General features: G+C 45.3%; 13 protein-coding genes. 6 read left to right on the top strand and 7 right to left on the bottom strand.

Features of this window, described 5'->3' with window-relative positions:
* Positions 1–83 precede the first annotated feature (83 nt).
* The gene (rpoZ, locus tag BM528_RS00740) at positions 84–356 is read right to left on the bottom strand and encodes a DNA-directed RNA polymerase subunit omega (RefSeq protein ID WP_071978247.1); all 273 of its coding nucleotides are present in this window, start codon (positions 354–356) and stop codon (positions 84–86) included.
* 177 nt (positions 357–533) lie between these two features.
* A complete protein-coding gene (gene gmk / locus BM528_RS00735; RefSeq protein WP_071978246.1) occupies positions 534–1,175 on the bottom strand; it encodes a guanylate kinase in 642 nt (213 codons plus the stop codon).
* A gap of 128 nt (positions 1,176–1,303) precedes the next feature.
* Between gmk and BM528_RS00730 the strand changes: the two genes are divergently transcribed.
* Entirely contained in the window at positions 1,304–1,975 is a 672-nt protein-coding gene (locus BM528_RS00730; RefSeq protein ID WP_071978245.1) for an alpha/beta hydrolase, read from the top strand.
* On the opposite strand, the gene BM528_RS00725 is transcribed toward BM528_RS00730, so the two are convergent.
* Complete coding sequence (locus BM528_RS00725; protein ID WP_071978244.1) at positions 1,972–3,030, bottom strand: GGDEF domain-containing protein; 1,059 nt, start codon at positions 3,028–3,030, stop codon at positions 1,972–1,974. The two genes, BM528_RS00730 and BM528_RS00725, sit on opposite strands and share 4 nt — an antisense overlap.
* A gap of 405 nt (positions 3,031–3,435) precedes the next feature.
* Between BM528_RS00725 and hemC the strand changes: the two genes are divergently transcribed.
* From hemC to BM528_RS00700, 5 genes are all read left to right on the top strand, one after another.
* Entirely contained in the window at positions 3,436–4,374 is a 939-nt protein-coding gene (gene hemC, locus BM528_RS00720; RefSeq protein WP_071978243.1) for a hydroxymethylbilane synthase, read from the top strand.
* A 10-nt stretch (positions 4,375–4,384) separates the two neighbouring features.
* Positions 4,385–5,164: a uroporphyrinogen-III synthase gene (locus BM528_RS00715; protein WP_071978242.1), complete on the top strand. Its 780-nt coding sequence runs from the start codon at positions 4,385–4,387 to the stop codon at positions 5,162–5,164.
* On the top strand, positions 5,165–6,403 hold the full coding sequence (locus BM528_RS00710; RefSeq protein ID WP_071978241.1) for a uroporphyrinogen-III C-methyltransferase: 1,239 nt from the start codon (positions 5,165–5,167) through the stop codon (positions 6,401–6,403).
* Positions 6,400–7,575: a heme biosynthesis HemY N-terminal domain-containing protein gene (locus tag BM528_RS00705; RefSeq protein ID WP_071978240.1), complete on the top strand. Its 1,176-nt coding sequence runs from the start codon at positions 6,400–6,402 to the stop codon at positions 7,573–7,575. Before BM528_RS00710 ends, BM528_RS00705 begins: the two co-directional genes overlap by 4 nt.
* A 176-nt stretch (positions 7,576–7,751) precedes the next feature.
* Positions 7,752–8,978, top strand: a complete 1,227-nt coding sequence (locus BM528_RS00700; protein ID WP_071978239.1) for a threonine/serine ThrE exporter family protein — start codon at positions 7,752–7,754, stop codon at positions 8,976–8,978.
* A 58-nt stretch (positions 8,979–9,036) separates the two neighbouring features.
* Here BM528_RS00700 and BM528_RS00695 read toward each other — a convergent pair whose 3' ends face one another.
* The 4 genes from BM528_RS00695 to BM528_RS00680 all read right to left on the bottom strand — a co-directional run bounded on the left by BM528_RS00695 (position 9,037) and on the right by BM528_RS00680 (position 13,401).
* Entirely contained in the window at positions 9,037–10,074 is a 1,038-nt protein-coding gene (locus tag BM528_RS00695) for a YcjF family protein (RefSeq protein WP_071978238.1), read from the bottom strand.
* Positions 10,071–11,450: a YcjX family protein gene (locus tag BM528_RS00690; protein ID WP_071981083.1), complete on the bottom strand. Its 1,380-nt coding sequence runs from the start codon at positions 11,448–11,450 to the stop codon at positions 10,071–10,073. The genes BM528_RS00695 and BM528_RS00690 overlap by 4 nt, the downstream gene beginning before the upstream one ends.
* A gap of 225 nt (positions 11,451–11,675) precedes the next feature.
* Entirely contained in the window at positions 11,676–12,437 is a 762-nt protein-coding gene (locus BM528_RS00685; RefSeq protein ID WP_071978237.1) for an MBL fold metallo-hydrolase, read from the bottom strand.
* Positions 12,438–12,477: 40 nt separating this feature from the next.
* Entirely contained in the window at positions 12,478–13,401 is a 924-nt protein-coding gene (locus BM528_RS00680; RefSeq protein WP_071978236.1) for a LysR family transcriptional regulator, read from the bottom strand.
* Positions 13,402–13,481 lie beyond the last annotated feature (80 nt).

Below are 13,481 nucleotides of genomic sequence, written 5' to 3'. Positions count from 1 at the left end.
TCCAATACGCTAAAAGCAAAGCGCCAGTGCTTTTTTCAAAGCACTGGCGCTAATTCACCTGTAAACCCCCTAAAAAGGGAGAATTACTGATCAGATAGGATATTAGCTACTGACGCGAATTCAGCATTGTCTTGCTGTTCTTGCGTGTGAAGCTCATCTTGTTCAAGAGATGCAGCTGTAACCAAACCTTCTTCAATTTCACGCAAAGCCGTTACGGTTGGCTTGTCGTTTTGAACGTCAACCATAGGATCTTTACCACCAGTGGCTAATTGACGAGCACGACGTGCAGCAACAAGCACTAGGTCAAAGCGGTTACCAATTTTATCTACGGCATCTTCTACAGTTACGCGAGCCATCTATTTCTCCGAAAATCAGGTTGAGCGAGGAATACAAAAAACAGCCACGCAGTATACACGCATAGGCTTTGCGATCCTAGTACTTTGTTGAAATATAACACAGCGTGATCGCGGTGATCTTACTGTTTTTTCCCTTCTACCAATAGTGGATTAAGTATTAGCAACCACAAGTAACAATTAAGCCGTACCAAGTAATGCGTCGAGCAAAGGCTGATGGCGAATTTGCTGTTTAACCGAGCGCAGACGCTGCGCAGTTACTATAGCTTCGAACTCACTAAGTGCGGTGGCAAAATCGTCGTTAACAATAATATGGCCAAATTCATTAAAATGAGACATTTCATCCACGGCTTGGGCCATTCTTCCTGCGATGACATCTTCGCTGTCTTGGCCGCGATGGTTTAATCGCTGCTCTAGCACCTCAAGCGAGGGCGGTAAGATAAAAATACCGCAAGTGTCTGGCATAAGCTCCTTCACTTGCCTGGCGCCCTGCCAATCGATATCTAAAAATACGTCGATACCGCGATAAAGAGTTTGCTCTATGGTAACGCGAGAAGTGCCATAGTAATTGCCAAACACTTCTGCATATTCGAAAAATACGCCCTGTTCAATAAGTGATTCAAATTGCTTTCTAGTAACAAAGTGATAATGCACGCCATCTATTTCGCCAGGCCTGGGTTGCCGCGTGGTGTGAGACACAGACACCTGCATTGGAGTATTGGTGTTACCCTCGTATTTTTCCATTAACGCCTTAATAAGGCTTGATTTCCCAGCGCCTGAAGGTGCTGCAAGAATAAATAAGTTACCGAGTAGTGAAGCCATGGGTAATAAAGTTTCGTTAAACTGTGGTGATTTTATATGTCGATGATAGCATATAAATCTGCTGTCCAGCAGACAACAATTGAGTTGTGCATAAAGCCGATAAAATACGACTAACAGGAATAAAAACAATGACCGAGCCGCTACTACAATGCGTAGAAAATACGCCCGCATCAACACCCGACGCCTGCGTTATTTGGCTACACGGGCTTGGCGACTCTGGCCATGGCTTCGCCCCCATTGTCCCTGAACTCAAGCTTCCCGGTTCTATGGCGGTTAAGTTTTTATTTCCTCATGCTCCAGAGCGCCCCATTACTATTAACGGCGGTATGCGAATGCGGGCATGGTACGACATTAAATCCCTCGATTTTGAAAGTCGTGCCGATTTAGACGGCGTTGAAGCATCTGCACAGCAAGTAGAGCAATTAATTCGCGCACAAATAGAAAGTGGCATCCCTGCTAGTCGCATTGTGCTGGCTGGATTTTCTCAAGGCGGCGTTATTGCGCTGCATTTAGCTCCTCGTTTCAGCGAAAAGCTCGCCGGCGTGATGGCATTATCCACCTATATGTGCGAGCCCTCACTACTTGCTGACCAAGCCAATGACGTAAACAAAGAAACGCCGATTATGATGGCCCATGGCGAACAAGATGAAGTAGTGCCGGTATTTATGGGTAATGCCGCGTATAAAACCATGGTGGAGAACGGTTACAACGCTACCTGGCAAACTTACACTATGCAGCACAACGTGTGCATGCAAGAGCTAAACGACATCAGCGCATGGCTTCAAAAAGTATTGGCCTAAACTACCTTGTTTCTGCCAGTCTTTTTCGCCTGATATAAATTATCGTCTGCGTGTTTAAGCGTAGCGTTAATATTGCCATCGGTAAGCGCCGTGGCTACTCCGAAACTTGCAGTAATGGGGTGATGAATGTCACCTCTGTCGAAGGGGTTTTGCTCTACTTTAATGCGGATCTTTTCAGCCAATTTTATTGCTTGTGTAAGTGTTGCTTTAGGGAAAATAACTAAAAATTCCTCGCCCCCAGTACGCGCCACGATATCAGTGGTGCGCACGGCACTTTTCATCAAACCAGTAAAGTATTGCAGTACTTCATCACCTACATCATGCCCATAGGAGTCGTTTATGACTTTAAAGTGGTCAATGTCTACTACCACCGTACTAAGTGGAAAATAGTCTGCGGGGTCTTTCGTCACTTTTTCAAAATACACTGCCTCTAAAAAACGACGATTAGGCAGCTTAGTAAGCGGATCTGTATTAGCCTGACGCATTCGCTCTAAGTTTTCCTCTAGCATTTCACGTCGGCTTTGATGCCAAAAGTTTTCAGCAATAAACGATACACAGATAAAGCATGCCATGGAGATAAGAAACCGAGACACGTCTGCTTCAGAATATTGTGCGTGAATCAGCTCTTGGTTAAACAACATAAACACAGCAAGTGCCATGGTGGCTGACACGTACAACATTGCTGGCTTGAAGCTCACCACAATTATCTGAATGAAAATGAGAGGGTAAAGAAAATACAGCCCGGTATTGTTGTAACCGCCGGTGTAAACAAGGGCATTGATGGTAAACATCACAATGAACCCGGCGAGATAGTAAGAAAAGTCCGCTTTAGGGAACTTATGCGACAAAAGCAGATTCAGGTAAATTATGACAGCAGATAGGGCTAGTGAACCCACTAAAAAGGGATTGTCCCCGCCATAGTTTATTCCTGCCATTACGGCCATAATGGTGCTGCCAACATAAGAAATAAAATAAAGCGTTAAGCGTCGTCGTTTAGATTCAGCCTCGTCCTTGTGAACGCTCTGCAATAAATTACGCAGAAATGAATGTTCCATATAACCTTCTTTTTCGATAAAGCGTGAGGACAGTGGTCAATCTGTCTTCACAAATATAGTATTTAAGACTTTATAATAACGCTCGGCGTTACTCGCCTACCGTTAATGTAACAAAGCAGTCAACGCAGTTGCCCAAATGCGTTTATTCGGCGTATTTATTCAGCACATTTGTTAAGTGTCGTTATTCCATATAAATATGAGGAAAACCAGCCGAAACCGAACATTTGCAAGTAATATGCGTATAATACCGCTTACATTTATTAGTAAACTTTTTTGTCAATATTAGCATAGCTTGTAATAACGTAAGGTTAATACGCGCTAATCAACTTGAGCAGCATTTTGGAAATCATAATAACCTAATGCTAGCATCGTATTCGTTTATCTTATTTATAGTCTGGAATTATCATGAGTAACCTCAACACTTCTCGCACCATTCGAATTGCAACCAGAAAAAGCGCACTTGCGCTGTGGCAAGCTGAGTATGTGAAAGCAAAGTTACTAGAGCATCATCCTTCTCTCACCGTTGAGTTGGTGCCAATGAGTACCCAAGGCGATAAAATTCTAGACACGCCGCTAGCAAAAATTGGTGGTAAAGGCTTGTTCATAAAAGAACTTGAAATTGCCATGTTAGAAGGCCGCGCAGATATTGCTGTGCATTCTATGAAAGATGTGCCGGTAGCATTCCCTGAAGAATTTGGATTACACGCCATTTGCGAGCGCGAAAATCCGTTTGATGCGTTTGTTTCTAACCACTACGACAGTCTTGATGCTCTGCCTAATGGGGCTGTGGTGGGAACCAGTAGTTTGCGCAGACAGTGTCAGATTCGTAAACATCGCCCAGATCTTGTGATTAAAGATCTTCGCGGTAACGTCAATACCCGTTTAGCCAAATTGGACGCCGGTGACTACGACGCTATTATTTTGGCCTCTGCTGGGCTTATCCGCTTAAAAATGCAAGACAGAATAAAAATGGCATTACCCGCCGAGGTGTCTTTACCCGCGGTAGGCCAAGGCGCAGTTGGCATTGAGTGTAGAAATGACGATAGTCAACTTATTGAATTACTCAGCGCGCTAAATCACAGTGAAACCCACGTTCGCGTTAGCGCAGAGCGAGCCATGAATGAACGCTTAGAGGGCGGATGTCAGGTACCTATTGGCAGTTTCGCTACTTTGGACGGAAACACGCTTACACTGACAGGCATGGTAGGCAAGCCCGATGGAAGCACCCTGCTATTTGCCTCGGCCACAGCTTCGGCAGAAAAAGCGAAAGACATTGGTATTGAAGTTGCCGAAGCATTGCTTGAACAAGGCGCTGGCGAAATTTTAAAAGCGCTTTACGAGTAAACCCTTCGTCATGCTTTTATTTACACGCCCTCTTCCTAAACTAGCAACGAGTGCAAAAGCATTTAGCGATGCTGGGATAAATGCGGTGGGCGTAGCTACTTGCGACATTATTGATGTTAAGTCTGAGTATTACGCCATTACCACATTTATGGCAGACAACCCTGTCGATATTATTATTGTTACCAGCGTTTACGCTGTCGCGGCAGCAGAGAACGCAGTAAAGTCTCTACTAAAAGAGCATGGCTCTTCTACTGCTTCTCAACATGCTCAGAATACACAAAGAAACCTACCGCTTATTATCGCAGTAGGTGACGCCACGAAGAAAAAGCTTACTAGCGCACTTTCGCAGATAAAACACCTCACCATCCTTACCCCAGAAAAGCATACTTCCGAGGGTATATTGGCTATGCCTCAACTTAATGAGGCAAATGACAAACAAGTGGTTATTATTAAAGGCGAAGGCGGTAGACAGGCTATAGCTGATGGGCTAGATGCAAAGGGTGCGTTGTGCCAGAGCTTCTGCGTTTACAGAACAGAGCAACTTGCAGACCCAATTTACACAAAAGGCTGGAAAGTTGAGGATGTTCGCGGCATTATCGCTACAAGCGAAGCAATGGCAGCACAACTATTACGAAGCCAAGGCAATCATATTTTGTCGTTACCTTGGTTAACGGTTAGCGAGCGAGTTGCAGCATCGCTAGAAGAAATTGGAGTGTCTAAGGTGTGTGTTTGTCACCGTGCCACTGACCAAGCGCTCATTGCTTGGGTAAAGGATAACTGGGAGTATTGAATGGCCGATAATAAAGCAAATGGCTCACAAGATGAAAGCGCCTCGAAAAGTAAGAGTACTTCACTAAAAAAAGATAGCTCACAAGATAACGGCGTGTCTGGTGCTGACGTGAAAAACAGCGCAGACCAACCCACTCATGCCAGTGCATCTAAACGCACAGCCAAAGGTGACAATAACAAAGCGAAAAAATCATCATCTGGCAATGGTCTTTTATGGTTTGTTGTTTTCATTCTCTTTGTGTTGGTTATCGGTCTTGGTGGCGCTGGATATTGGTACTATACCCAACAACAGGCAACGAGTAGCCAGGTGACCTCAGCACAACAGCAAAACTCAGCTCAGGTGCAAGCATTGGTAGCTGCACGAGATGAGGTGAACACTGCACTCAACCGCATAGCTCAAGATAACCAAACACTTAAAGACACCATTTCTAGCCTGCAAAAAGAAAATGAAAAACTGTCGCTGCAAGCGGAGTCTACCCTAGAGCAATTAAATCAAATGGAAGGACGTCGTCCAGCAGACTGGCTAATTGCAGAAGCAGATTATCTAGTGCGCATGGCCGGCAGAAAATTATGGTTAGAAAATGATGTTCGCACAGCCATTTTATTGTTAGTGAATGCTGACAAACGCTTAAAGTCTCTTGCTGACCCCTCTGTTCTGCCGGTAAGAGCCAGCCTAGCAGAAGATATTCAAACTCTACAACAGCTAAACCCAGTGTCGCAAAGTTCAGTTGCCCTTGCGTTAACCGGTATGGTAGCGCAAATAGATAAGCTACCTTTAGATACCTTTGAAAAGCCAGAAGACACATCAGCGCAAGACAATGCGCTCTCTGAATCTACCGACGACTGGAAAGACAACCTTGCTAAAGTTTGGCATTCGTTGGTGGATGACTTTTTAACGGTAAAATCTATTGAAGGCCCTATTGAACCGGTTCTGTCGTTAGAAGCTCAGTTTCTAATTAAAGAGCAGCTTCGCCTGCAGCTTATGCACGCTCAGTCTGCCGCCCTCACTGGCGATGCTGGACTTTACAAGCAGTCGTTACAATATTCGCAAACACTTCTTATCGAAAAGTTTGATATAGAGAAAAGTCAGGTAAGCGGCTTTGTCAACGCTGTTCAAAACTTATTAGAAACTGATATTTCTCGCCCAATTCCCACAGAGCTTGTGTCGCAGCAGCCGCTAGAGCGATTGTTAGACAGCCGCGTTAAACAAGTCTTTGGTCAAGGAGCAAGCGCACTATGAAATGGTTAGCTATTGCCCTAGCGGTATTAGCCGCATTTGTTGTCGCGCTTATTGTTGGCCCAATGATATTGGGAGACAAAGGCTATGTGTTAATTTCTTTAGGTGAAACCGCGGTTGAAATGACCGTTATCAGTTTTTGTATTTTGGTATTAGGTGCGCTGATAGCCTGGTATGTACTATCTCGTTTAGTGCTTTGGTCGCTTAGTTTGGTTACTGGATCGCACCGCTGGTTTGGAACGCTGGGAGAGCGCAAACGCAGACGCGCATTTTACGACGGCCTACATGCAATGGCAGCAGGCGATACCGAAATTGCTCAAAAGTCGCTCGCTAAAACCACCAATGGCGATTTTGAGGGGGTTAACTATTTGGCTTCGGCACAAATAGCCCACACCAACGGTGAATTAAGTAAAGCGCGTTATTTTTTAGAGCAAGCGTCAGATTTTTCCAACGCTGCTCTTCCCGCCACTATCATGCAGGCACGTATTGATGTGAGTGAAGACAAACACAATGACGCGCTGGAAAGACTAAACGCTCTTGGTGAAAAAGAGCAAGAAAACAAACAAGTGATTCGTTTGAAAGCGCAAATACTTGCAAAACTTGGCAAGTGGCAAGACCTTCAAAACAACCTTTCAAGCTGGCGCAAGGCACTTCCAAAAGACGATTACAAAACATGGTCGCAACGCATTGCAAAAGGCAAGTTTGCTGAAATAGCCAGTAAACAAGGTGCGGTTGAGCTAAAAAATTATTGGGAAAATCTCCCACGTAAAATGCGTCACGACGATACTTATCAAGCAGCTTATGTTCAGCAATTGCTCGACCAAGGTATGCACGCTGATGCACAGAAGCTACTAGTAGACTGGCAAAAGCGCGGTCCAAATAGCCTTTTATTCCCACTGTTTTCCCATCTCAATATTCCTGATGCGTCACCTGCACTGCGTTTATTAGAAAGCTGGATAAAACAAGACGAAGAAAACATTCAGCTCTACTCTACCTTAGGGCAAGTGGCATTTAATTCTGGCGACGATGTATTAGCTGAGAAAGCGCTGTTGAAAGCCACTAAGATGGCTTCACGCAAAGAAGACTTACTCCTTCTTTCAGCCATTAGTGAACGTAAACAAGATACTGCAACAGCACTTCAGTTTTATAAAGAAGGACAACAAATCGCTGGATAAAAACCATAACTTTTTCTAATGCATTTTTAGAGAAAAATTGTTTTGCTTTCACCAAGAAGGCTCCGTACAATCCGCACAAAATTTAGCCAGATAAATTGATGTTTAGCTGGCTTTTTCTTATCTTAAGTTTATGTATAAAGCAGCCACAACCTGCTACAGCTCACTAAGGAACCCTGTTGGATACGATTGAATTTATTCAAATTCGAAAGTTCATTGTTAAACTTGGCAAAATGCTGCACAAGTACGGTACGCCTGCATTTAGATTAGAAGCCTACCTTACGGAAATCGCCACGTACCTTGGTGTGCATGCGTCGTTTATTTCTACGCCCACGTCATTAACTATTGTTATTTGGAGCGATCGTCACGAAGACGAATATAATCATGCTGCTCGCCTTATGCCTGGTGAGTTAGATATGAATGCCCTTTCGCTCACCGACGAACTTGCCAGTTCACTGCTTAACGGCGAACTGTCATTAAGCGAAGCGAATACCCGGTTAGACGAAATAGATGCCATGGGCAGTCCGTATGGCAAAATTCCTACCGGTATTGCATTTGGCATGGCGACCGGTGCGTTTGCTATGCTAATGGGTGCAAGCTGGTCTGAAATTGGTTGGTCGAGCGCGCTTGGGTTATTAGCGTTTGTATGGACACTGTGGGCCGAGCGCTCAAAACGCGTTAACCTTATGCTTGAACCCATGACCGCATTTATTGCAGGTTTGCTAGCCTGCGCGGTTGGCAGCTACGTAGATCCGGGCATTAATATTCCCTTGGTGGTGCTATCGTCTGTTATTGTTTTTGTGCCGGGGTTAGCGCTTACTATGGGTTTAGCCGAGTTATCTTCTCGCAACATGGTGTCTGGCACTGCGCGCACTATGGACGCCATTATGCAGTTATTTAAGCTGTATTTTGGGGCATTTTTAGGTGTTACCGCAGGCTTTAATCTGTTTGGTGAGAATATTTATACACCCGCTCAGTCTCTGCCTTATTGGGCAACTTGGCTATCGGTTTTACTGCTTTGTATTGCTCTAGTCGCCATTTTTAGAACGCGAGTTAAGCACATTCCATGGGCGTTAGCTGCGGCCTTCATTGCCTATAGCGCTACAGCGTACAGCGCTGACTTTATGAGCCCGGGACTAGGTGCGTTTGTGGGCGCATTTGCGCTAGGTATTTTCGCAAATGGTTTTACTCGCATTGCTAATCAGCCCGCCACCATTGTTGCTATGCACGGGTTAATTGTGCTGGTACCGGGCTCTAAAACCTATATTGGACTCAACTCGTTTATGACGGGAAAAGACTTTGTGCAGGCAGATCATTTAGGCCAAGAAGTCTTTCTCATTTTTATGTCGTTAGTGGCAGGGCTTATATTTGCCAACGTAGTTATGCCCACGAAAAAGGCGCTGTAAAGCGCCTTTTAGCTGGCTATCGTTTAAAGCCACACAAGAACTAGTGTTTATCTCCCATTTATTTCAACAGCGCAATTAATGCTCTGCCTAACCTTGCATTTAATGCCCCTGCCGCAATAGCCTCGGCGGAATTTTCCATAAACTTAGCCGATAAACTACCACCAATTTGATTCGCCACTTCGTCGGTAGCTAAGTCGAAAATGCCCTGCGCAGCAATGTTTTGTGCCAATACTTTAAGCAGCTTCCAATTTCCCGCCGTACTTGGGCGTAAGCCATATACTCGCGCCATACGGCGAATAGTACGAAAGCTAATCCAGATAACAGCGAAGGTTTGAATTAAGTTATTAGGGCTTATAAAAGCTAAGCTACCGGCGGTAACCGATTCTTTGTTTAGCACCTTATGAGCTTTGGCTTGTATCGGCGTTAGCACAGTATCTTCATACAAACCCAACAACTCAGTGGCATTCATATCATCCTGCACCGACTGCTTGTAGCGAGCAAAGCACTGTTGGGCATAAGAGCCTTTCGAAAACCGCTGGCAGTGGGCGTTAAGCACTTTCTGAACATGGTTTTTACTGATGTTGCTTTGCGCCATAGCATCGTTTTTTTCGGTAAATAATGTACGAATAGCAGAAGCGTCTTTCATGGCAGTATTGACTTGCTTATAGCCTCGCCACTCTCGAAAGCTTAAATAGCTAAAGCTACTTACAAAGCCAATCAGTAATGCGCCCAAAACTCCCGTGCCCACAGGGTGCTCACTCACATTAGCGACCAAGGTGGTGTAAGCGTCGAAGGTAAAAAAGCCAAGCACACTCAACACACCAAAAATAAGCGTAGTGCCGCCTAGCGAGATGCCGCTATCTGTTGAGTCTACTACCCAACTGTCTTTTTCAACCTGGGCGGGAAGTTTAGTCTCTGGCGGCTCTATATCAAGGGTATTGGTAGTAACCTTCGAGCGATACGGTGCTTTGTAGCCACTATGTTCACTGGCTGTCTCTGGTGCTTGCTCAGACACCTTGTTGTCATTATCTGACATACTGTCTGAAGGGCTATCTGACTGACTTGTGTAAAACGGCCCGTCTTTGCGCTCGTTCATTGTTGATCTCCTTTGCCCAGCAAGAACTGTAGCAACCTGTCTACACCTTTGCCGGCCAATATTCTTGCTTTAAAGTCTGATGGTACTCGTGCATTGGGAACAGGAAAGTGCGCCCCCTCTTCCATCTCTTTTAATGTGCTTGGAACAGGTTCAAACACAGATTCAACATAGGCCCCGTCGCGGTTTTTGTAGCGAATAGCCTGCGGCGTGCTGCCCTCATCTGTAACCTGCATGGCCGATACCAGAAAGTGCTCAAATTCTATGGGCTTATCGGTAAAGCGCGCTCTTGCGCCCTCTGTAATTTGGGTAAGTAAGCTTAATAAGTTTTCACGCTGATTTACCGGAATAAGATCGGCCTTGGTAGCCACAAACGCCACTTTGCCAATTTGCTGTTTCTTTAACACATTGCGCGAAAACCAACTGCTTTGGCCATACACAAAGGTATCGGCCAAATGGCTTAACGTTTCTTTTAACTGATACAAATGCTGACGGCTATGATTAAGCCCTTCAAACAAATCGACCAAAATGATTTGTTTATCTGTTTCTTTAAAAATTGACTGCTTAAGCGGCTTTAGCCACTTCTTCTGAAACGTACCAAAGTGTTCTTCGAATGCTTTATACCAAGGGTGAGATACGTCGCTGGTAATGCTAGAAGGCAATGGCGTAAAGCCAAAGTGCTGCCAATCAAAATCGCTGGCGTCGAGTAAAAAACTGCCCGGTTGTAACAGCGATATACCATGGCGCTTGGCTTCTATCAGATATTCTCGGTAGGCCATAACTAACTGTTGAATACGCTCTGTTGTGGGCGGTTGCTCAAAATCAAAGGCATTAACCACCTGCTTCCAGTTTTTGGCAAAATGCTGTTGAGGCCCTCCGCTTAACTGAGCCCATGAGGAATCAGACCACTGCGCATACGTTTTGCTCAACATGGGAATGTCGGTTATCCACTCACCAGGATAATCGATAAACTCAAAAACCACATCGGTATGAGGCAGCAAGTGCTTTTTAATAGAGGCCGTTTGCTTTAACCGTACTATGAGCTTAAACCCAAAGGCTTGCTCGGTTGCTGCTGGCCATTTCCCCTGTTCAAGGGCGGCAATATTTTCTTCTTGGGGAAAAGGCGTGTAGCCATCAATGGGCTCAACGCGTATGTCTAACACCTGTGATGGCGGCAAGTAACGCAGTAGTGGTAAGCAGGCATAACCTTCCTCACTTCTGCTTTTAAGCATAGTGACCAAGCTGGTAAATAGCATCGACTTTCCGCTGCGACTTAGCCCAGTAATGGTAAACCTGTGAGTTTCCTTGCTGAAAACGTCGGCTAGAGTGTTACCTGTAAGCGACGCTGCTGTCATTGTTTTCTCTAACAGTGCAGCCATTTTATTTTGCGCCACTTTTTTTTGCGCCACTTTTTTTTGCGCCACTTTTTTCTGCATAATGGTGATTTGCTTCTCGTTATTGGCCAAGCGATAAGTAAATACAGCCATAACAGCGTTACACAAGCTGCGTAGACTCTATTTACTATAGTGGTTCTTCTTGCGATAAAAGCAAGGCTGGTGCCACAGTTTCAAGCCGTGCAAAAATGTAACAGGCGGTAAACAGAGTTAGTGCTCTTCAGTCAGCCCAAATAGCTTTTTCTTGATGCGATTTTTACTTGAATGCCAGTGATTCTTGGGCTTTTTCGGCGCGTTGTCGATAACGAGCTCAAAGTCGATTTCGGCTTTTGCGGTAGGCGGAACGTGGGCACAAAAAAAGGTTTCTATTGAAGATTGGGCCAACGTCTTCAGGCTCTCCCTGTATTGATTGGGGTGGCAAAGCGGATATGGCGGTACAAGCTTTCCCTTCACCTTCACCAACACATCGGCAATATAAGCTTGCTTGCTAGGAACATGCACTACAGACAGGTCATGATCGGTATGGCCTGGCGTGTAAAGTACTTGCCACTGTTTGAACACCGGCAAACGCTGTTTGTCTTTTAAAATAATATCGGGCGCTAACACTGGGTTATACCAAATAGGCGCTCTTTCTTTACCTATTCTGTCTGCTACCCACCAGGTTAATAGCAAGTCGATAACATGCGCTGTGCGCCCACCTAATCCGGTATACCATGCGGCTGCTTTAGGATGTGCTGCCACCTGCGCGCCGGTTCGAGCGCGAAGTCGCATTGCCCCACCGGCATGGTCGGGGTGCATATGAGTAACCACAATTAACTTGAGATCGCTTAGCGGCCTGCCCAACGTGCTAGTGATATACAGGCACACCTTATCAACATCGGCGCGGCTACAACCGTCTAGCAAAAGCAGCCCCTCGCTGTCTTCTGCGAGATAAATATGTTGTATATAACCTGGCAACGTATGAATTTTCATAAACTCACCTAAATAAGCACGTATTGCATGCTAGCAAAAATTATCTGGTTAGACCAGATTCGGCGAACAGCTGTAACATAAGTGCTTTTAACCACATTAAACCGGGCTCACCTTCGTGTTGACTGTGCCAATACAGATGAGTTTCCAAGGCGGGTAGCCCATAAGGAAGCGGTGCAGAAATTAGATTATCGCCGGAGATGGCATCGGCGACAGAGCCAGGTAAAGTAAGTATTGCGTTAGTGCAGGCGACTACGTCGGCAGCGGCACGGTAGTTTTGGCAGCGCCAAAGTGAAGGCCTATTTACGCCAAGTTGTTGCAAAGCAATCTCTTCAACCGACGCTCCCTTCGTTCGGTTAGATACAGTGATATGCCTGGCCTCTAAATAGGCTTTTTTATCTACATTATTCACCAACGGATTATTGCGGTTCATAAGAACCCTATAATTATCGCGGCGAAGTAAACTATGAGAAATAGGTTTGGGTACTGCTCGTCCGATATCAATGGCTAGATGCAAATTGCGATTATTTAAGTCTGCCTGCATAGAGTCTCGCTGTAAGCGTGTACTTACTATCTCAATGTTTGGTGCTTTTTCTTCTAGTGTTGCCAGCAAAGTAGGAAGCACTCCAAGTTCCAGTGATTCTTGCATAGCAATTACAAACCTTTGGTGACTGAGCGCAGGGTCGAAATGATTAAACTGCCCAAGCGCACTTCGTATTTGCGTAAGTGCATGCAAAACATCTGGAGCAAGTCGCTCACAAGCCGCTGTTGGTAGCATGTGCTGCTTGTCTCTTACAAAAAGCGGGTCGCCCAGTATTTCTCTGAACCGGCGCATAGCATGGCTTACTGCAGAGGGCGTAATGTGCAACGTTTCCGCAACTCTCGACATATTGCGCTGCTGCCACAGGGCTTCGAATACTTTTAATAAATTCAGGTCGAGCTTTTCAAATTGTCTACTATCGATCATCGTTTTCTTCCTCACCGTGCCCCGCTTGAACGTGCTACAAAAAGTGCATGGCGTATATCCAGTTAAATAACTAGGCTTCA

It is taken from the genome of Alteromonas sp. RW2A1 (assembly GCF_001886475.1).
Taxonomy (GTDB): domain Bacteria; phylum Pseudomonadota; class Gammaproteobacteria; order Enterobacterales; family Alteromonadaceae; genus Alteromonas; species Alteromonas hispanica.
This window is presented reverse-complemented; position numbering and strand designations above follow the sequence as displayed.